Source organism: Colwellia sp. 75C3 (assembly GCF_002836255.1).
Classification (GTDB): domain Bacteria; phylum Pseudomonadota; class Gammaproteobacteria; order Enterobacterales; family Alteromonadaceae; genus Colwellia.
The window spans coordinates 104049-125397 of sequence record NZ_PJAU01000061.1; the positions used below are offsets into that span (position 1 = coordinate 104049).

The window sequence follows — 21349 nt, forward strand, 5'->3', positions numbered from 1 at the left end:
TCAGATGAATAGTTAGCCTAGATGAATTAAACGGCTAACTATTACTCGATATGACCCCAAATACATCAATAACGGAGTTCACTTGTTCTCTTGTTGAGTGAACTGCTTAATGAAATGCACACCATCAATCATCAGTGGGAAATCAGCATTAACCGTTATTGGCGAAGAAAATTGACGCGAGTAACTTTGAAAATTACCATTTTGATCGACAAAAACAGATTTATCTTTATCAAAGATAATAATGCCTTTATCTGTGGTATTGGCAATAACCCTATCTTTATTCAAACTTGGTAAGTCATTGCCATTACTGTAGGTAGTAACGTTACATGTTAGCCATTGACGCATTAACGTTGGCTGCAAGTCCATATTACTGGTATTAAACGTTACATCCTTATGGGTAGCCTTAGCTTGCTCAGGATAGATGAATAACGCGGGTTTAGTATTTAATCGCGTATCATTACTTTGATTACCAATAGAGCTAATCCAAATAATATCTTTTTCCGATTTTTGTTTCTGAGCCAATAGTAAAGCATCAACAAATAACTCAAATTGATATTGGTTATTATTCTGTACTGCTTTATTTGCATCAATAGCATGGCTATTTTTAAAGTAGATAATATGCAGACCCGGTGCTTTATTATTTAGGGTCTTAGCAAATAATAAACTTGAAACATTCTCTAATTCAGTTTTTTCACTGAATAACGCTTCGAACCAGCGAGGTTCAACAACAGCCACATTATTTTCACTCGTATCATCTTGTAGGGATGTCACTGAAAACTCATCAGAGATAACCGTTAAGCTTGTTGCAAGGGCCTGCTGGTCTACACGTTGAAACAATAGCGGCTTAATACCTTGCTTTAAAATATCTTGTTGATAAATACTCGGTAAAGAATAAAGCAAGTTAAACCATGCATCATCATTAAGCCCAGTATCAATATTGTTGGTTAAATGTAAGCTAGTTGCACTAGCGCGACGCATGAATTGATTAAGCTGAGTCGTTGATATTTGTTGCTCGGTTAGAATCAAAAAGGTCGAGTTTGTCGGCGCGGTAACGGCTGATTCATCAGGGCAAATGCCTGAATCTATTGTCGGGTAATTAGGAATAGCATGACTAAATGAAAGAGGGCTATTTTTACGCTCTATATAATCTTCAATATTAAATAGACCATATTTGGTTAAAAGTGTTTTTGCTGTTGCGGGATAAGACAAAGGTAAAGCGGTGTCTTGACGCAAAATATCATAATCAAGGTTAGCATCAGCCCAGATATGACTTACATGGCTAAAGAAGAAGGATAAAACTAAAGCAAAAATAACAAAACGAGCAAAGACTGTTTTTTGTAATTGCTTTAAGTGTTTCCAGGCATAATTACTTACAATGAACTCAAAACCTAAAATGACAATAATCAGTGAGCCACTGATTGTGTAAAATAGACTGTTATCTTTAGCTATATCTTGTAGCAAACTTATAATTTGTCCACTAGAAGAAGCGTTTAAGTGATAACCCAAACGACTATAGATAAAACCGTCTAAAACCAGTAGTAATAAACCAATGGTAAAAATGATAGAGCCACTCGTTCTAATAAACTTTGTGTGCGGTAGGATCAGTGTTAATGGAAATAACACCAAAACAAAACTCATAAAGGTTAGAAAAGCAATATGACTCACCCAGGTAGTGACTAAGTAAACCTGGCCAAAGAGTGTTGTTGGCGCCGCTTCGCTAAATAAATAGTAAGAGGAGAGCGCAATTGCTGCTAAAATATTGAAAAATGTGAACCAATGGCTCCAACTGATCAAATGTAATAGTTTTTTGCTGTAACTTTTTGTATCAAATGAAACCATTGATAATAATTCTTCTTTTTGCGGATAAAATTAAATTAAGAGTTTAAACCGATTTTTTTAATGCTTTAGTGAAGTTTTCTGTAACAGCAACACGTTTACTTTCAGGTACTTGCGCAATAATGTTAGTAACAGCATTACCTAAACACATTAAGGCTAAATCCGGTGTTACTTCTTCTTTTACAAGAACATCTAACAAGTCTTGGATAATTTTTTCTACACGTTCGTTCGAATATTTAGATACAATAGGCATAATAATAGTTTTCGTTAATGATAAATTTAATTTCTCTAGTTTATCAAATGCCTGCACACTTTAATATATACCTGATATAAAAAGTATATAAGTAGCGCTACATAATTAACATCAGCAACAAAACATAAGAGTCATATGAGCTTAATAATTAAAAACATTGCACTACATTTTTTGTCTAAAAAAGAAGATACCGGCGAAGTTGTTTTACGCCTTGGACCGGAAAATGCTGACTTCGCACAAGAAAATGCGAAAACAACTAACTTTGTTGATGGTTTACATGCCATTTATAATACCAAGGGTAATAAAGCCTACGGCAGTTTTTCAGCTATGCCAGGTGAAGGTGATTCAGCTCGCTTTGTTGATTTAATGGAAAGCTATTTAACAGAACAACAAAATTTTTATGATTTTAGTACGCAAGCGGGCAATGTATTAAAAAATGAAATCGAAAAGTATGACATTGAAGAGACAGGCTATTTTGTTATATGTCATTATGAATACATGGGCGGTCGCTACTTATTCGTCGCAGTTATCCCGGTATCAGAGCATTACAGTGTTGACGGAGAATTAAATATTTCAGCAGCTCAGCATTTAGATACATCTAAAATGCAACTTGCTGCACGTATTGATTTATTCGATTATAAAGAAAACTCTCATGGCAATCGTTATATCTCTTTTGTAAAAGGTAGAGCTGGTCGTAAAGTGTCAGACTTCTTTTTAGACTTTTTAGGTTGTGAAGAAGGTTTAAACTCGAAAGAGCAAACACAAACGTTAGTACAAGCGGTTGAAGATTATGTTTCAGTTAATCAACTAGACCCTGCAGAAAAACAAAAAACACGTAAAGATTTACTCAGCTACTGCAAAGAGCAGAAAGCGAGTTCTCAAGATGTGTCACTGCAAGAAGTGGGTAACGTTATTGAAAGTGCAGGGGCAGAACAAGACTTCTATCAGTTTTGCCAAACTCAATCTTACCCTATTGAAGAATCATTTCCCCATGAGCAAGCAGTGGTTAACAAAATCACAAAATATTCAGGGTATGGTAATGGCATAAGCTTAAGTTTCGAACGTAGCCATTTTGGTGAAGACGTCGTTTATAATCCTCATAATGACTCGTTAGTTATCTATAAAGTGCCACCAAATTTGAAAGAACAATTAATGGCGCTTCTCGATAGTCAGAACGTTGATAATGAAAAAAGCCCTGAAGAGTAATAATACCAGCAATAATTTAGGTAACACGTTACTTTAAAGTATCGCGTTACCTTTTTTGATTACTCAAAAAACTAAGATTAAAGTTAATTAAAACAGTGACGTAGACTAAGTAAATAGTCAGTTAGCTGTAATCATACAAAATTGGAAAGACGAACATGACAAATGAAAGCAATATCTCAAATGACACAATTACTATCGCTCGACCTGATGATTGGCACGTACATTTACGTGATGGCGCGGTATTAAAAAACACGGTAGCTGATATTAGTCGTTATTTTGGTAGAGCCATTGTTATGCCAAATTTAGTACCTCCAGTAACGAATGCTGCCTTAGCAAAAAGTTACTATGAGCGAATTATGGCAGTAGCACCAAGTGTGCATTTTAAGCCATTAATGGTGTTATATTTAACAGATAAAACTAGCGCAGAAGATATTATTGAAGCGAAAGATTCTGGTTTAGTTTATGCGGCAAAATTATATCCAGCCGGTGCAACAACAAATTCATCATCGGGTGTAACGGATGTTGCCAACTTAACTGACGTATTTGCAGCAATGCAATCAGTGGGTATGCCACTATTAATTCACGGTGAAGTTACTGCTGCTGATATTGATATTTTCGATAGAGAGCAAGTATTCATCGATACAATTTTACAGCCGTTAGTTGCTAGCTACCCGAATCTTAAAATTGTTTTAGAACATATCACCACTAAAAATGCAGTAGATTTTGTTAAAGCAGCGGGTGACAATGTTGGCGCTACAATTACTGTCCATCATTTATTGTATAACCGTAACGACATGTTAGTTGGCGGTATTCGTCCGCATTACTTCTGCTTACCTATTTTAAAACGCAATACACATCAACAGGCGTTAATAGAAGCAGCAACCAGTGGCGATAAAAAATTCTTCTTAGGTACTGATTCAGCACCACATGCCCAACAAGCAAAAGAGTCAGCTTGCGGTTGTGCTGGTGTTTATTCTGCGCATGCAGCTGTTGAGTTATATGCTGAAGTGTTTGAACAAGAAAACGCTCTTGATAAATTAGAAGCCTTTGCCAGCCTTAATGGAGCAAACTTTTATCAATTACCCGTAAATACTGATAAAATTACGTTAGTTAAGAAAGCATGGCAAGTACCAGCAACAATGACCTTTGGTGATGATGTTGTTGTACCTGTTCGTGCCAATGAAGAAATTTTGTGGCAAGTCGAAGGTTAATTATTACTGTCTCTGAGCTTTAGCGTTAATTTTACTCAAAATAAACCTAAAGCTTGGTTAGTAAATAAATTATACCTTTATTTGTAAAGAACAAAGACAAACGTAAAGCTAAGTTTAAATTAAGGAAAAAGTAAAAAAATGCAATTATTTGTAGATGATCTTACCGTTATTGATTTCTCATACCTGTGTAAACAGCGCGGTATTGTCGGTGAGAGCTGGATTGTTGACGTATTACTCGACGGTTCGTTGAATGAAATGAGCATGGTGCTTGATTTTGCCGTGGTAAAAAAGCAGATCAAAGCCATTATAGATGATGCCGTTGACCATAAACTGTTATTGCCGATTCAAGAGCAAGCGGTAAGCCTGGCTAACTCACCGCATAATGACGGTCATCAAACGCTCGATTTTATCAGTGATATTGCCAGTTACTATTTACAATCTCCCGCATGTGCTTTTGCTTCAATCGATTGTTTAACAATCACGGTGCCTGCAGTGACTAAGCACCTAACGGCTATTATTTTGTCGCATTTGCCTGATAATGTAGAAGGTTTGACCCTAGTGTTGCGCCCTGAAAATATCCCAACCGATTTTTATCATTATACCCATGGCTTAAAGTTACATGATGGCAATTGCCAACGTATCGCCCATGGACATAGATCTAAAATTCAAATTTTAGTTGATGATAAAAGAGACGCTAAATTAGAAGCTGCTTGGTGTAAGCGCTGGCAGGATATTTACATTGCTAGTGAAGCAGATAGAATTCCTGCCGACGACATTCAGCTTTCTGCTCAAGCAATAAACAATTTAACACCCGATCACCAGTATTTTAGTTACCATGCACCGCAAGGTCGCTTTGATATTGCTGTTGACAGTAAAGTACTTGATGTTGTTGATTGTGATTCAACGGTAGAATTATTAGCTGACTTTATTTTAAGACAAGTAAAAGCAGAACATCCAGAACTAACCGATAACGTAGTTAAAGTTGTTGCTTATGAAGGTGTCGCGAAAGGGGCAATTGTTCATGCGTAATACGTTGTCTCATACTTTACGTAAAACCTTAATCGCTTTAGCGCTGGTAACAAGTTTTGCTGCCAGTGCTCAAGTCTTAGCAGCACAAGAAAAAATAGCGCTAAGTGGTGAAGTTAAGCAAGGCGGATTAATGGTAGGTAAAACTCTGCCACAAAATACCGTCACCTTAAATGGTAAAGAAATTACTGTTTCTAACAGCGGTAATTTCACCTTTGGTTTTTCTCGTGATGACATACAAAGTTATCAATTAGCTGTCACGTCAGTTAATGGTGATCGGGTAGAGAAAACATTAACGCCTCAAAAACGCAGTTATAATATCCAGCGTATTGAAGGTATTAAAAAAAGCATAATGCAGCCCAACCCTAAAGCGGTAGCTAGATCACAAGCAGACAATAAAAAGATAAAAACAGCACGTAAAGTTTCGAGTCCACTTAACTATTTTGCTCACGGTTTTGTTGCACCTATTGAAGGTACAATCACAGGTGTTTATGGCAGTCAGCGTGTTTATAACGGTGTTCCAAAACGTCCACACTTTGGTTTAGATTACGCAGGTAAAACTGGCGATCCGGTAAAAGCTCCTGCATCGGGAACGGTATTACTTTGGGTACCCGATATGTTTTACTCAGGCGGAACCATGATTATTGACCATGGGCAAGGCGTAAGCTCTACCTTTTTACATCTAAGCAATTCGTATGTAAAACAAGGTGATGAGGTTAAACAAGGACAGGTAGTTGCAGCAGTTGGTAAAAGCGGCAGGGCGACCGGACCACATTTAGACTGGCGTATTAACTGGTTCAATGTAAAAATCGATCCTGCGCTTGTACTAAAAATAAATCCTCTTCATTAACATCACTAAACTCTCCTAAGGTCACACTATGGCAGAACATGGCTATTCGCTGCTACGCATTATTATTATCGACAGTTTTTGGCAAGGACAAGTAAACGAACTTGACCTAACGGGCCACACTCAACTTGAAGGGACAAACGGCGCAGGTAAAACCTCGTTAATGCGTTTGTTACCACTTTTTTATGGCATGAGACCTAGCGACATTGTTAGCAAGGTGGATCAAGCAAAAAACTTTGCCGACTTTTATTTACCGCGCGAATCCAGTATTTTAGTGTATGAATACGCAAGACCCTTCGGACAAAAATGCCAAGTATTAGCCACCAGTGATGGTAGAGGTGTGCACTTTAAATTCATTGATGCCGCTTACGACAGTCAATATTTCATTGCCAGTACTGCAGGTAGCAAAGCTAAACCTTTTACCATTAATGAAATAGAAAAAAATTATCGTAACATTGGTAAAGAAAGCTCAAAGTTTTTAGGTATAGATAAATACCGTCAAGTGATTCAAAATTTACGCAGTGGTCGTAAACATAAAGAAATAAGATTACTACAAAATCGTTTCTCGTTTAGTGAGCAAGCATGCCCACATATAGATAAAGTGATTAACGGTACTATAGAAAAAAATCTAGATTTTGAAGCGGTTAAACGTATGTTAGTTGCTATTGCCAGCGATCATCTTGCCCGTGATACTAACGATGAAAAAGAACAACTCAGTTTAAATAAAGCAGATATTACTAACTGGCTTGCAGATATTCAGGCCAGTCGCGCTATTAAAAAAGTAGCAGATAAAATTTCTGTTTGGCAAAACGATTTTAGCGCCTTTGCTAGTTTAGTCAATAAGTTACAACATCTACACGCGGAAGTGATAGGACATCAAGCTCGTCTTGAAATCAAACAGCAAGAAAGAGATGAACTTAAAAAAAGCAGCATTGAAACACGTAGCAAACTTGAGAGTGAATTAGCAAAAACTACAGAGCAATATCAAAAAGCCTTATTCGATCTCATTGCTAAAATTGAAGCTGATTTAAGTAAAATCGATTTACTTGACGAAGATAAGTTTAACTTTGATGACGATGATGCCAGTAGTTATCAAATAAAAGCCGAGCAAGCTCCCCAAATTCAAGCTGAACTTAATGAAGTGATAGCTGTTATTGACGCCTTTGAAGGCAATATAAGTAAAATTGGGCAAAAATTCGATAAGCTTATTCAGCAAATGGAAGTAGAAAAGCTAAAAGGTATCAACAGTAATAAAGAAAAATCAGCGTTGATTGCTACTCAATCTAATGAACAATTAGCACATATTAATGAAGTATTTCATCAGCAAGAGCACGCGCTTAATGCCCAATTGCATAAAGAAGAGCTTAAACTGCAAAAAGATCAGCAAAAAATACAACATCAATTAGAGTCGGCTAACCAACAACTTGCTCAGCCAATAATACCGCAAGAATTAACAGCGGATATAGAAGCGAATGTTCATGCGTTAACGCATGCTCAGCAAAATACTAATCAGCTGGTACAACAAGCCTCAGAATTACAAAAACAGCAATATCAATTAGAAAAACAGCAAAACCAACAACTTACACAGCGTAGTGAAGTTAACCGTTATCTTGAACAGTTGAAACAAGATTACCACCAGGTTGAATTACAGCTGTTACCTCAAGCTGACTCTTTACATCATTATCTTATTAATGAACCTCAAGCGGCTAATTGGCAAGACACTATTGGTCGTTTGCTTACCACTGAACAATTATCTCGCTCTGATTTAAATCCGCAGTGGTTAGACAATAGCAACACCAACGTACCGGTTAGTCTTTATGGTTTGTCGATAGATTTACAACAATTGCCTTGTGACGATTCTTTATTTTTAGACGAAGCTCAATTGCGAGAAAAGCGCCAAGTCATTGAAACGAAATTACAAACACAAACAGATAAAATTTCTCAGCTTGATGAGCAGTTAAAATTTATTGCCAAAGAAATTAGTCAGCTAAAAGTTACCGTATCAGAGCAAGCGCAAAGCTTGAATCAACAACAGCTAACGTTAGGGCAATTGAAAACCCAGCAAGAAAGCTTAGTGGTAAAAAAACAGCTTGCTATAAAAGCACATCGCCAAACGATAGAAACGCAATTACAAACATTTACTCAACAATTAAAAGCGCTTGAGAAAAAGCAACTCAGCTTTGAAGAAAATAAAACTGAGCAACTGCATGAACTCACTAACGATAAGTTAGAAAAAAGTATGGTGGTTGAAAGTGACCGAGACAATCAGTTAACACTATTGTCTGAGCAACTATCAACATTAATAAGTAATACCAAACAACGTTTAACGGATCTTAAGAAACAACAAGCCATTGATATTGAAAAACTTGATCCTGAAGGTGAAGTAGATAAACGTATTGCCAAGCGCGTGATCTTAGAGAAAGACTTACAGCAATGTTCAGTGTTTGCCCAAAAGGCTCGCGACTATAACAGCTTTATGAATGAGCGTTATTGTCATCGTGATGCCTTAGCTGAAGAAAATCAAAACAGAAAAATTATCAAACGTAATATAGAAACAAATTATGAAGATAGTCGTATTGAGTTAACGACTAAAATTAACGATCTAAAACAGTTAATTAGAAAGAATAATCAAGAAAAACAAGCGACTGATGATTTGTTAGTACAACTCAATGATAATAAACGCTTATCTGAAATGTCAGCGATTAACAGTGAACTTTGTGAAGAAGAGCCAGCAAACCAAGCAGATTTAACCGTTAGTTTTTTCCATGATTATTATCAGCAGTTTAAAACGATTGAAAAACGACTGGCGAGTCAGCTAAATACTTTTAGTGAACGCTTTAGAAAAGATCACTCGGGTAGTGAGCTTTTCGAAAACTGGCAAAAACTATTACATGACAACGATAACTACTCAGGTGCAACAGCACTGTTTAAATATCGAGAGCCAATTAGCGAGTTATTAAATAGCGCTGACCAAAAACAGCAAAGTACTTATCAATTGGTAACGGTCAATGCCACCATGATCAACGAGTTTTATCAGCATATTGAAAACTTTGGTCGTAATATAAAACGCATTGGTAAATTGTTATCAACTAAAGTTACAGCATTGGCTCATTTTGAGGCCTTAGCTGATATCAATGTCACTACGGTAATGAAGCAAGAAGAGCTAGATTATTGGGGTCCACTGCAAAAGTTCGCCGAAGTTTTTGAGCTGTATAAAGATCAATTACGTGATGGCCTTGGCGAAGTGCCCGATGATTTAGTGTTCGCTATGCAAAAGTTGGCGAGTTATTTACCCAATGAAGGTTTTGTTTTAGCGCACAATAATTTATTTGATTTAGAATTTACTATTGTCGAGAAAGGCCAAGTAAAACATGCGCGTAATGCCAAACAACTTAAAAAGGTAAGCTCAACTGGCTTATCCTATTTAGCTATGTTGTCTTTATTTGCTGGTTTGTTAGCCATGTTACGTGGTGACAGTAAATACGCTAGCCAAATAATTCTACCGGTAGATGAATTAGGTGAACTGGCAGCTGAAAATATAGACCTTTTATTAAAAATGTTTAATGACAACCATATCAGTATGTTATCTGCTTCACCATCGACTGATCGTCACATTTTATCCTTATATAACCGTCATTATAAATTGAAAGATAATAAAATTTACCACGCAGACATTCCGCAATCTCGTTTAGATGAATTATTAGCGCAGCGTAATAAAGCCGCAAACATTGCTCCGCAAGAGCCAGGACAAGATCCTGAAAAAGAGACAGTAGGGGAGTTAAGTTAATGTTTAAACAAAGTATTCAAAAGCTCCTTTGTGGCGCTGTTATTTGTCAAACGGCTTATGAAGCCGAATATTTGTACTTAAAAGCCGAAAGTCATAACGATAAAGTGAATGATTTTCTCTCTAATTTAGATAGAAAACTCACTTATCTTGATAGCGCCGATGCTTATTATTGTACTTTCAATCAAGTGGATGACAACAATCACCACGAGCTCAGTACTTTATTTAGTGAAATGCGTAATACCTTTAGACCTTTAGTTGAATTTTTAGATCTACTGTTAACGGCGACTCAAGCTGATTTACCTATTCGTGCTAAATCAGTACTAAATATCAATGAGCTATTCGAACCGTTTGAACACGATCAAACATTAAGTGAACAGTTACGACGATTAACATCGATAAAACCTTTCAAAACGAATAAAACAGAAACACGCGAACAATTAGTTATGGTATTTCAAAAGCTTGAAGAGATGCATTACTTTGTTCGTAAAAATCAAGGCAGCAGTAGATATTATGCTACGGCACGTTTTGACTTAATTTACTTACTTATTGAATTTTTGAACGATGCAGAATTAGTCAGTTTACCTGAACAAGAGAAAAGCCAACAAGATGAGTTATTATTTTAATGGAGAGTTTTAATGGCTGGCTTTGATTCCTCTCAAGTTGCAACACTACTCAGACAGATTGGCGCATACAATGACTTACTCGCTAGTGCCTATGTTTTTGGCTCGATAGCGAGTGACGAGCAAGATGCAAACACCATCAGTTTGTTACATAAATCAGGCTTGATCAGACCGGATGAATCTCCAGGTGAATACCGGGTAACTACCGATCTTAAGCGCATGTTAAATAGACTGATGCGTAAACAATCAAGCTATCGACAACTTACCGATATGGGTAAAGTGATTGAAGCGATTGATGAAGTAGCGAAAGATTACCAATTAGCGACGTTAGCCAAAGAACAAGAAGATGCGGAATATTATTTAGATCAACTTGATGATTTACTTTACGAAACTAAAGATAGTTTAAACAATAACTTAGACACAATGCATTTTGCTATTGTTAGTCAGTTTGGTTTCGTTAACAGTTTGTCTAATAAAATACGTCAAAACGAACGTTATCTATCTCATGCACAAAAACTGCTAAATGAACTACAACAAATTGACCCGCAAGACTGTTACGAGTGGTTAGATTGGGCTTGTCCAAACGAATTTGCTCGTAAAATTTCAAGCTTTGTTTACTGGTATAATCAAATATTACCTAAACTGCGTTTGATTATCGATAACATGCGTATTAGTTTATTTCGCTTACGTCGAGATGAAAAACAGGCCAGTCAATTACGAAACATGGCGCGATTTTTACGTAAACACCCTGAATTTGATCTTGATGAAAACCTCTTTGAGTTGCCAAATTTACCTGAAACACTAAGATATTCGCCGCCGATGCCGTTGCGAAGTTATGTCGATACTAAGCAAACAGATATTGAACAACCTTTACTTTTATTGGTGCAGTCATTACGTAAGCAAGCTGTTGTAACTCCGCTTAAAGCCAGAGAAACAAGTGAAGTTAGTTTTAAACCGATTGAAAAAATTGCCGCTGAAGAAGATTTCTTTGAACAACAAACTGAATTATTGTTCGAGCGCGTGATCATAAATAACAGCGCGGTATCAGCATTAAGTTTTTATCAAGAGTTTCAAAATTCTTGGCTTGCACAATCACAAAGCATTGCACCAAAATCTTGGATAGAGTTAGTCTTTAGTTGTTACTGCAAGTTAACTAGCGCACAACAAAGTGCTTTGAATATAAAAATGAAAGGCGTTGCGGTTAAAGGCACAACGGATAATTATGGTTATAGTGATGTAGTTATCGAGCTGAGACCCGAGTTAAAGGCTGAGCTGAAAGTTAGTGCTTAATATTAATTTTTAAATCGAAGTGAGTTCTACTGAACTATTGCAAAGGAATGCCAGATGAAAACAGTAATGAACAAACAACTGTATAATTTTACCCAAGATAAATTACAAAAACATAGGCAGGGCGGTCAGATAAAAAATTCAGCCTTAGCAACAAGGCTTTATGAAGAATATAATTTTGGTCAGCTGGATTTTAACAAACAATCATTAACGTTTACCCTTCAAGATATTTTAGCACTAAGCGAAGAAATTCAAAGGTCGGTTAACCTTGATATAAGACAAGACCCTTATCCGACTAAAAAAGATCGACTCAGTACAGCAGAAAAATGTCGAAATGAAAAAGATAATAGTTATGCTGTGAGCAAAGATTTTATATTAATTAATAGCCTTTCAACACTTAAAGTTAATCAAACAAACCACGAGCTCTCGCCATTAAATTCATTAGGTATCTATATCAAAGCCGATGATATTATATCTATCGAGCATAAAACTATTATCTTTGTAGAAAATCTTGCTGTGATGGCAAACTTAGCATTACTTAATTTATTATCATGCAGTGCAGACTTAACAGATGCTTTGTGGATATACCGAGGCGATATAAAAAAACAACAAAGCACAGGAACTGCTTATGAATTTTTCCGTCGTTTTAAGAACCATCAACGAATATGTTTTAGTGATGTAGATCCTAAAGGAATCGAAATTTCGTTAACCAGCCACGCTGATTATTGGTTAACAATTAAAGATATAGATAGCTATATAAAGACCGTACAGTCATTGCAAGGAAATGAACAAGAATGGTTTAAGCAAAGTGATTCTATAAAGTACTTACAAAAAATACTGTTTAAACAAGATAAGACTGACCAAAAGAAATACGCTTGGGAACCAATATTTTCAATAAGTGCCAAGATGCAAAAAACATTAAAACAAGAACACATACTCAAACATAATCTAGCGTTAACTTTATTAAGCGTTTAATAACACTCGATGCTACGTAAAAATAACGAGGTAAGTTACACAAAAATTTATTTCAAGCACGTAGCGCACGATTTAAAGATTGGCTAATTATTGCTAAGAAGAGCAGATAACTAAATAGCGCTAGTGCAAAGTAGACGTAGCGATTAACTTTAAAGAAATTGTTCAAAAGTAATTTTACAAAACACAAACTGATATGCAGACCATTAAAAGTAAGTGTCTAAGTTAATATGCTGGGTTGAAGGAATCCAGCGATTTGTTGGTAATAACAATAGCAGGGATAACTGCTCTACAGATATACAAGCCCACTATGTCCGATACTCTTCAGTATTGGACATAGTGGGTATAGTAGTTTAAACTAGCTTCATACGTACATTCCCTCACAGAATCCAAAATTTGGTATTTAATAAATGTCACTAAATACACCTGTTCCGTTATATCCTCCATACATTGATTTATGTGAATTTGATCTCGAAGATTATCCTCAGTTAGATAAAATATTTTCGGCCAATGAACCCTGGTGGCTTGAGCAATTTAATTGGGGAAAAATATTTCTCACCTACATCGGTAGAAATAAATCAGCACATACTTATGACCGATTTAGAAATGACGTTGAACGTTTTCTTCTATGGGCATTTATTGAAAAGAAAAAACCAATCGATCAATTACGTAAATCAGACTTACTCGAGTACGCTGACTTTTGTTGGCAGCCACCAGTCACTTGGATCGGCACATCAAATCAAGAACGTTTTAAATTAGCCAATGGTTATTCAACAGCTAATGAGCTTTGGTTTCCATATAAGATTCAAGCACCCAAAAGTCAAAAATCTCAGTATGTACTAGATAAGAAAAAATATCGGCCATCACAACAAACGCTTTCATCTATGTTCACAGCCATTATTGTTTTCTATAACTACTTAATGGCCGAGGATTTTTGCATTGGTAACCCTGCACAAATTGCTAAAAAGGATTGTCGTCACTTTATAATTGATTCACAAGTTAAAGAAATCAAGCGTTTAACTGCTAGCCAATGGCAATATGTTTTAGATACCGCCGTTCAAATGGCTGATGAAAACCCTATGTGTGAACGTAACCTATTTGTCATTGCTTCATTAAAAACCCTATTTTTGCGAATTTCAGAATTATCTGAACGTGAAAATTGGTCACCAACAATGGGACACTTTTGGCAAGATGATGATGAAAACTGGTGGCTTAAAGTTTTTGGTAAAAGCCGCAAGTTACGTGACATTACTGTGCCTATTGATTTTTTACCTTTTTTAGAGCGCTATCGGTCTTCCCGTGGTTTGTTAGGTTTACCATCAAGTAATGAAAATTCAATTCTAGTAGAAAAAGTACGTGGCCAAGGCGGTATGACATCTCGGCATTTACGACGTTTAGTTCAGAGCGTTTTTGATCAAGCACATGACAATATGCGTAGATCGGAAGGTGAAAATAAAGCGTTGAAACTCAAAGAAGCTTCTGCCCATTGGTTAAGACATACCGGTGCGAGTATGGAAATTGAACGTGGGCGCCCTCTTAAAGATATTTCAGAAGATCTTGGCCATGCGAGTATGGCAACAACTGATACCGTTTATGTTCAAAGTGAAAACAAGAAACGTGCAGAAAGTGGTAAAAGAAGAAAAGTAGATTAAGTAAAAGCTAATTAAGCACCCTACTTCTTATATTATATACAGTAGCTAACATTTCCAGCGAAAACAGTTTGCTACGTGATAATGTTCCGGTGATAACAGGCAAAACATTATAAAAATCACGTAGCATCAAGCTATTATTTAAACAAAAGTGCTACAAGCCTTTGTAATAAAGGGATGTAGCAATAAAGTCTTGTTTTAAGTGATATGTATTTAGAGCTAAACAACTGATTAACCTAGTAAATAGATTCTCACAGCACTATTTCTGTTTAAAGTATGCTCGTTTTTTAGAAGAATTATGACCACACTGATAATTAAAAATCAGGGTGTCTATTTAACATTCAACTACAAGTTTTTTAGTTCATAAAATAGACATAAGTGCCCTTTTAACCCAGCCTTTAAGTACCTTGTTATATAAACTCACTGCTATATAGCCTCGTAATACTTGATGTATTTTACCTATCTACCGATAATTACTATTACTCTATACTTTCTGCTTGTTATACATTTCATGAACCTGTTGCTTGATAGCCTCATCGAAATTTTTATATAAATGTTTATATTTTTGCTCTAACGTTGTGCTAATTTGTGTGAGAATTTCTTCTTTATTTTTACCTGCTTTATATCCCTCTTTTACTCGATCCCAAACAACACTTAATAAATCCGCATCTCGTATTACCGAGTTAACCGTAGTCGGTACTCCGTGTCCAGGAAGAACAATAGTTGGATTCAGTCCTGCCACGGCCTGAAGAGTATTAATTAAGTTATCTACATTTCCATGATCAATAATGATAGGCATCCAATCAGAATTTAATACATCACCGCCAAATATGATTTTTTGTTTTGGCAACCACATCAAAATATCTCCTGGAGAATGTGCATCATTAGCAAAGATGAATTCAACATCAACTCCATCTATATTACGTTTTTCGCTTTGAGTTAATAACCAAGTTGGATGTCTAATACGAGTAGATCCGGTTGCGCCTTTAGTGATGCGGGAAAAAAAATCTATTGCTCCAGGTCCATCTTGTTTCATTATAATTTTCGCTGAAGCTGATGCAATAATCTCAGCACCGCTATCCGAAAATTCGGCATTACCTAGCCAGTGATCGGCATGGCTATGGGAATTAACTACCCAGCGAACAGGTTTGTCGGTGACTGTTTTAATTGCCTGCTTAATATTTTTAGCAATTAATTCTGAAGAGCCGCTATCAAATACAAGTACGCCTTTGTCAGTAACAACAAAATGGCTGTTAGAATTCCAACCTTTATTCTCAGGACTCGGTAAACCGTATGATGGTGCAATGATGCTATACACATTTTTTGTTACGGGTGTCACTGTAAAATTATGATCTTTCTTTTCTGCCAACACGCTGTTAGTTAGTAAGACAATTAGGCTAAATGAAATTAGGAGTTTCTTAAATATTTTTAACATTATTTTCCTTAATTTTTTGTTTTGCAAACCATCAATTTATTACATATTGATGTACTCCCGTATTTATAACAAATCTTAATTTAAAAAGAACAAATTTACGGTGGAATAGTGATTTTTTACGTTGAAAGTTATTAACTTTATCTCAGTTATACTTACTTTAATTCTTATTATGAACGTAAAAACGGACTGTTCTTATGGGAACAATCCGTTTTAATTTTTATACCACCGACTGTCTACTTTTGCTAACTTTTCATTTTGAATCTAGATTTTATTTCATTGGTTTTTTGAACAAAAATGTAAATCTATCTGAATTACCGGTCACTGATTTACGCCCTACTTCGTAACGCAATTCGTCATCAGCTTTATAATGGATGGTTGAATAATCAACAAACTCAAAACCAGCGGATTGAACTTCTTTTATAACTAATACAGGATCTATTCTACGGCCATTTTCGTCATTTTCTTTTTGCATATGACGACGAGTATGGTCAACAATACCGTAAATCCCACCAGGCTTTAATGCCTTTATTGCTTCTTCATTCACTTTAGTACGTGTAGCTAGTGATAAGTTATGGTAATTACGGAATGTTAAAACGGCATCTATATTTTTTACATCAAAATCAACATTTGATATATCGTAACGTTTTTCTTCTACGTTACGTTCAAACTTCGACTTTTCACTCAATCTTTTTACTTTACTAAACCCGTCCTTACTTAATAGATCTTCTGCTCCAATCGCAACATAAAGTTGGCCTTTATCTTTTAAAGCGGGAGCAAGTAAAGTGGTATACCAACCGCCACCTGGAATTAATTCAAGTACCGTCATGTCTGATTGTATACCTAAAAATTCAAGCGTTTGCACTGGTTTACGATTACGATCACGTTCTTTATCTTTGTCAGAACGTTGTTCTGACTTCATTGCGGCTTTAATATCTTCACTAAAATTTTCAGCTTGTACAAATCCAGCTGAAAAACTACAGCTAATAAGTAAAGGAACTAATATTTTACGCATTTTTCGTCCACTCCAAATGGTTATAATTGTTTTTATCATAAGATAATAAGTAAATTCCCCCCTTACTTTACCAGTAAATTGAGCTGAAATTATCACAAATAGTCGCGAAATGTATGACAAGTGGTAACAATTTATGTCTGTCTAAGTTACAACAACATCAGTTTTTATAACATTAAATTATAACTAGTTTCTCTATATATTCATTATCAGAAATAAAAAAAGCCCTAAAAGGGCTTTAATATGATTATCGCTGAGCGAGTAAATACTTCAGATGCAGGAACGTGATGAGCTACCAATCTTCATTTTCACAATGGCTAACTGCTTGATTTGCTATGGAATATGAAAAACCCTTGCTGATTAAATGGCGTAATGCTTTTTGTTTTAACTTTAATTCCTCAATTGGCTCTTCACCAAATTTTCTTACCTTTAGCATCAGCGCTTTATCAAAATAGTCTTCTTCTGTTGTCTCTATGGCACTGACGCATTCATTGATTGTTTGCGATGAAAAACCTTTTGCATACAGTTTTTCTTTTATTTTATTAGGGCCGATATTCTTCTCGGTTAGACTCTCTGTTAATCGTTTTGCATAACGAAGATCATTGACTATGTCTCGCTCAATTAAATAATCTAGTGCTGGTTCATTGAATTGTTTATCGTCCTTAAAGAGTAAATTCGCTTTTTGCATTAATGCTTTAGCTGAGTAATCTCCGTATCGTTCAATCATCCATTGCATGTATGATTTGACACGATCATAAGTAATCACTTGTGGTTTGGCATCTTGCTTTTTTTTATACATGGTAATGTTAAATCCTATCACTCTGTATCAGTTACACCCTAATATTTAGCTATTTAATTCTAATGCTTGGCACCACTGACATGCATCAAGAAACTCTTGTTGCAGTATTTCATTACTAATACCATGGAGGTTCATAAGTTGGTGAGTGTTTTCATTCTTATCTGAAATAAATGCCGTTGTTAACTTCAGTAAATCACCTAATACACCATCATACGATATTAGTGCTTTTTCAATAGGTTTAGCGAGTGGCATGGTTTTGATGATTTCAATAACAGGCATGGATAAGATCACTTCGATTGAACTCAGTAAACCTGTGATAAAAGAAAATTCCTGTACACAAGAAAAGTTGTTTTGAATGCTAAGGCATTGCATCATCCTAGCTGTAATCAACGCCTGTTTACAGACTTCATCTGGTTTGTCTGACGTTAGGTTTGATAAGGCTAAAATAGAGATTAACTCTCTTAATTTTTCTTCACCTAAATAAGTCGAGGCTTGTTTTAAACACTTTATTTCAACATTAGTGCCTGTTGAAACATTGTTAACCATTTTTAATAACCCTATGGTCAAGTTAACGTCATGACTAATAATGTGTGATATTTTTTCAAAATCAAGGGTGTTGTTCGCCGTTTCTGTCAGCAACTGTAACATCATCGTTTTTAATGTTGTTAACGTTTGCCCTTCAATCATTTCTGTTTGGTGATAAAAATATCCCTGAAAATAATTGAAACCAACTTCGGCAAGTGTTTGTTGTTGATTTCTTGTTTCCACTCGTTCAGCAATAATTCTGATGTTAAAGGCTCTCATTCGAATGACCGCGGGTTTCAAACGTTTGGTATTAATCTCTTCTATATTTACTTTAACTATAACAATATAGGGAAATAACACATCCCAATGACTAGCCAAATCATATTCTGTCAGCGCTATTTTATAGCCATGTTCATGATAATATTTAACAATTTTAACTAAATTGGTTGACGGCTTTTTATGACCAACAAGTTCAATAACAATTAACTCTTTATCAAACATTAATGGAAATTTATGTATTAAATTACTTTCGGTAAAATTGATAAAAGCCAATTTACCCATACACAAGGTTTGAATATCACTTTGAATATGGTTTTGAATAATGAGCTTAGAGCTGGCAATATCTTGATCAACTTCGGGGAACTTGTTTTCGGCACTATCTCTAAAAAACAGTTCATAGCCAATGGTGTTTAAATTCCTGTCAAGAACCGCTTGTCGAGCAATGTAAGTTTTCTTCATCTCTAAGCCTAGTTACCTTTGCTTATTTAATTATATCGTTATGTGGCTTATTTGTTGATATAAAATTTACTTATTTTACAAATATTATTTACCGTATATTGTGTTTCGCAGCGAGCTCATCCACTGATTTTTTAACAAAATCGTATTGGTAGTAATCTTCATCAACAATTTCGTTGTCTATTTTCACTATGTCTAAATCAATAGTGCGTGGGCCATTTTTATTCTTGGTTCGTACTCGCCCTAATTGATTTTCTATGCTTTTCAAATGGGCTTTCAAGTCAGCTGAATTTAGGTTACAAGTGAATGAAAAGGCAGTATTAATAAAGTCTGCCTGTTCGGTAAAACCTACGGGTTTGGTGCGTAGTAATGTCGCACTATTTATCTGGTCGTCAATTTGTTTAAGTTGCTCAAACGCTTGCTGAATATGTCTTTCAGCATCAATGTTTGAGCCAACACCAACAATGTAAAAAGGCATTAAGCAAAACGCTCTGCAGTGATTGAAACACTTTTTGCGTAACGTAAAGCGCCGGGTTTAGCGACTTTTAACTTCGCGTGTAAGACACCATCAAACGACAGGATCAAGTCGAGTAATATGCCGAGTAATCGTTCAATGGTGTTATAACTTGAGTCGAGCACGATCGCTAAAATTTCTTTATTAATCGTACGGTAGTTAACGCAATCTTCGATTTCATCAGACAACATAGCCTTAGATATATCTGCGTCAATCCAATAATCGATAATGAGTTTTTGTTTGTTCTTGCGCTCTTCTTCGGTGATGCCAAGAATGGTATAAATCTCTAATTTTTCAACATATATGGTGGACATTTTAGGTGACTCCCTCCGTCTATTTTTAATGTTTGTCCCGTAACTGAATTGTTTTTATATAAAAATTCAATGGCTGAATATAAATCAGCTAACGGAACTTTACGCTGTAAAATATTGATGTCTTTACTGTCTATTTGAGCAGCTGCATCCGTCGCATCTAAGACAAAACCTGGTGCTATGGCATTTACGCGTACATTCGGTGCACATTCTATTGCCGCTAATTCAGTTAAGGTTTCTTGAGCTTTCTTTGAAATGAAATAAGCCGATTTACTGGTGTAACGATGTGACAAATTGGCATCTGAAATATTAATAATTTGGCATGACTTATTCTGTTTTACTAGTGCCTGAATCAGTAACCAGGGACTGGTAAGATGAATATTAAGGTTGCTTTGAATTTGCTCTAACGTTGAATCAAGCAATGAGGCTTGTTCAAACACTGAGGCATTATTTATTAATAATTCAATATGAGGAACCTGCATGAGTAGTGCTGCAAAGCGTTGCTCAATGGTCGCAGGATCATTTAAATTTGCCTGCCATAAGACAACCTTGATATTCAATGCTTCTAATTGCACTTTTAATGCTAGTGCCGCTGTTTCAGATTGATTGTAATGTAGGACAATATTCTTGCCGCTTTTGGCAAACTCTTGATTGAGGAACGCGCCGATGCGCTTTGCTCCCCCTGTTACTAATACCCACGCGGTACTGTTCATTAATCTCTTATCAACTGTAAAAATTCAGCACGGGTATCTTTGCATTTCAAGAATGAACCGAGCATGCAAGACGTTTTCATTTCGGAGTTTTGCTTTTCAACACCACGCATACGCATACATAAATGTGATGCAGACATAACAACACCAACACCTTTAGCACCGGTAACGTCCATAATGGCATTGGCTATTTCTTGTGTTAGATTCTCTTGAATTTGCAAACGACGCGCGAACATATCAACGATACGAGCTAGTTTAGATAAACCGAGTACTTTGCCGTTAGGAATATAACCAATGTGACAGAGGCCAGTAAAAGGTAACATGTGGTGTTCGCATAACGAATACAATTCTATGTTGTTAACCACTACCATTGAATCACAATCTGAGCTGAATAATGCGCCGTTGATAACAGTATCTAAATCTTGCTCATAACCCTGGGTTAGAAATTTCAACGCTTTAGCAGCACGTTTGGGCGTATCAACCAATCCTTCACGGTTCGAATCTTCACCTATTTGTTCAATAATCGATTTAAAATCTTGTTCCACTTTTAACTACCTGTTTATTATTAACTTGATATGCCTTTAACACATACGAGCTATTAGGATTAATCCGTTTAG

At 35.9% G+C, this 21349-nt stretch carries 19 protein-coding genes; 9 read left to right on the forward strand and 10 right to left on the reverse strand.

The features are described 5' to 3' along the window. Positions 1–78: 78 nt before the first annotated feature. Entirely contained in the window at positions 79–1839 is a 1761-nt protein-coding gene (locus CXF85_RS21680; protein WP_101230733.1) for a DUF3413 domain-containing protein, read from the reverse strand. A gap of 43 nt (positions 1840–1882) precedes the next feature. Next, a complete protein-coding gene (locus CXF85_RS21685; RefSeq protein ID WP_101230933.1) occupies positions 1883–2089 on the reverse strand; it encodes a DUF1414 domain-containing protein in 207 nt (68 codons plus the stop codon). A 135-nt stretch (positions 2090–2224) separates the two neighbouring features. On the opposite strand from CXF85_RS21685, the gene yejK reads away from it, so the two are divergent. From yejK to CXF85_RS21730, 9 genes are all read left to right on the forward strand, one after another. Next, positions 2225–3295, forward strand: coding sequence for a nucleoid-associated protein YejK (gene yejK / locus CXF85_RS21690; protein ID WP_101230734.1), 1071 nt, complete (start codon positions 2225–2227; stop codon positions 3293–3295). Positions 3296–3450: 155 nt separating this feature from the next. Continuing rightward, on the forward strand, positions 3451–4506 hold the full coding sequence (gene pyrC, locus CXF85_RS21695; protein WP_101230735.1) for a dihydroorotase: 1056 nt from the start codon (positions 3451–3453) through the stop codon (positions 4504–4506). Positions 4507–4644: 138 nt separating this feature from the next. After that, positions 4645–5535 carry a 6-carboxytetrahydropterin synthase gene (locus CXF85_RS21700; protein WP_101230736.1) on the forward strand — a complete coding sequence of 297 codons (891 nt, stop codon included), beginning with the start codon at positions 4645–4647 and terminating at the stop codon, positions 5533–5535. Next, a complete protein-coding gene (locus CXF85_RS21705; RefSeq protein WP_101230737.1) occupies positions 5528–6382 on the forward strand; it encodes a M23 family metallopeptidase in 855 nt (284 codons plus the stop codon). The genes CXF85_RS21700 and CXF85_RS21705 overlap by 8 nt, the downstream gene beginning before the upstream one ends. 28 nt (positions 6383–6410) lie before the next feature. Then, positions 6411–10166 carry an ATP-binding protein gene (locus CXF85_RS21710; RefSeq protein WP_101230738.1) on the forward strand — a complete coding sequence of 1252 codons (3756 nt, stop codon included), beginning with the start codon at positions 6411–6413 and terminating at the stop codon, positions 10164–10166. After that, positions 10166–10789: a hypothetical protein gene (locus CXF85_RS21715; RefSeq protein ID WP_101230739.1), complete on the forward strand. Its 624-nt coding sequence runs from the start codon at positions 10166–10168 to the stop codon at positions 10787–10789. Before CXF85_RS21710 ends, CXF85_RS21715 begins: the two co-directional genes overlap by 1 nt. A gap of 12 nt (positions 10790–10801) precedes the next feature. Then, positions 10802–12076, forward strand: coding sequence for a hypothetical protein (locus tag CXF85_RS21720; RefSeq protein ID WP_101230740.1), 1275 nt, complete (start codon positions 10802–10804; stop codon positions 12074–12076). A 54-nt stretch (positions 12077–12130) separates the two neighbouring features. Next, positions 12131–13048, forward strand: a complete 918-nt coding sequence (locus CXF85_RS21725; RefSeq protein WP_101230741.1) for a DUF7281 domain-containing protein — start codon at positions 12131–12133, stop codon at positions 13046–13048. Between the two features lie 407 nt (positions 13049–13455). After that, positions 13456–14697 (forward strand): tyrosine-type recombinase/integrase, encoded by a 1242-nt coding sequence (locus tag CXF85_RS21730; protein ID WP_101230742.1) that lies wholly within the window; start codon positions 13456–13458, stop codon positions 14695–14697. A 481-nt stretch (positions 14698–15178) separates the two neighbouring features. On the opposite strand, the gene CXF85_RS21735 is transcribed toward CXF85_RS21730, so the two are convergent. From CXF85_RS21735 to folE, 8 genes are all read right to left on the reverse strand, one after another. Further along, positions 15179–16129, reverse strand: a complete 951-nt coding sequence (locus CXF85_RS21735; RefSeq protein ID WP_101230743.1) for an MBL fold metallo-hydrolase — start codon at positions 16127–16129, stop codon at positions 15179–15181. Between the two features lie 268 nt (positions 16130–16397). Next, positions 16398–17141 (reverse strand): class I SAM-dependent methyltransferase, encoded by a 744-nt coding sequence (locus CXF85_RS21740; RefSeq protein ID WP_101230744.1) that lies wholly within the window; start codon positions 17139–17141, stop codon positions 16398–16400. Between the two features lie 289 nt (positions 17142–17430). Next, a complete protein-coding gene (locus CXF85_RS21745) occupies positions 17431–17937 on the reverse strand; it encodes a regulatory protein RecX (RefSeq protein ID WP_101230745.1) in 507 nt (168 codons plus the stop codon). A gap of 45 nt (positions 17938–17982) precedes the next feature. Continuing rightward, positions 17983–19200, reverse strand: a complete 1218-nt coding sequence (locus tag CXF85_RS21750; RefSeq protein WP_101230746.1) for an EAL and HDOD domain-containing protein — start codon at positions 19198–19200, stop codon at positions 17983–17985. Positions 19201–19288: 88 nt separating this feature from the next. Next, positions 19289–19675 (reverse strand): 2-amino-4-hydroxy-6-hydroxymethyldihydropteridine diphosphokinase, encoded by a 387-nt coding sequence (gene folK, locus CXF85_RS21755; RefSeq protein ID WP_101230747.1) that lies wholly within the window; start codon positions 19673–19675, stop codon positions 19289–19291. After that, the gene (locus CXF85_RS21760) at positions 19675–20025 is read right to left on the reverse strand and encodes a dihydroneopterin aldolase (protein WP_101230748.1); all 351 of its coding nucleotides are present in this window, start codon (positions 20023–20025) and stop codon (positions 19675–19677) included. Before CXF85_RS21760 ends, folK begins: the two co-directional genes overlap by 1 nt. Continuing rightward, positions 19998–20735, reverse strand: coding sequence for an SDR family NAD(P)-dependent oxidoreductase (locus CXF85_RS21765; protein WP_101230749.1), 738 nt, complete (start codon positions 20733–20735; stop codon positions 19998–20000). The genes CXF85_RS21760 and CXF85_RS21765 overlap by 28 nt, the downstream gene beginning before the upstream one ends. Further along, positions 20735–21277 carry a GTP cyclohydrolase I FolE gene (folE, locus tag CXF85_RS21770; protein WP_101230750.1) on the reverse strand — a complete coding sequence of 181 codons (543 nt, stop codon included), beginning with the start codon at positions 21275–21277 and terminating at the stop codon, positions 20735–20737. The genes CXF85_RS21765 and folE overlap by 1 nt, the downstream gene beginning before the upstream one ends. Positions 21278–21349 lie beyond the last annotated feature (72 nt).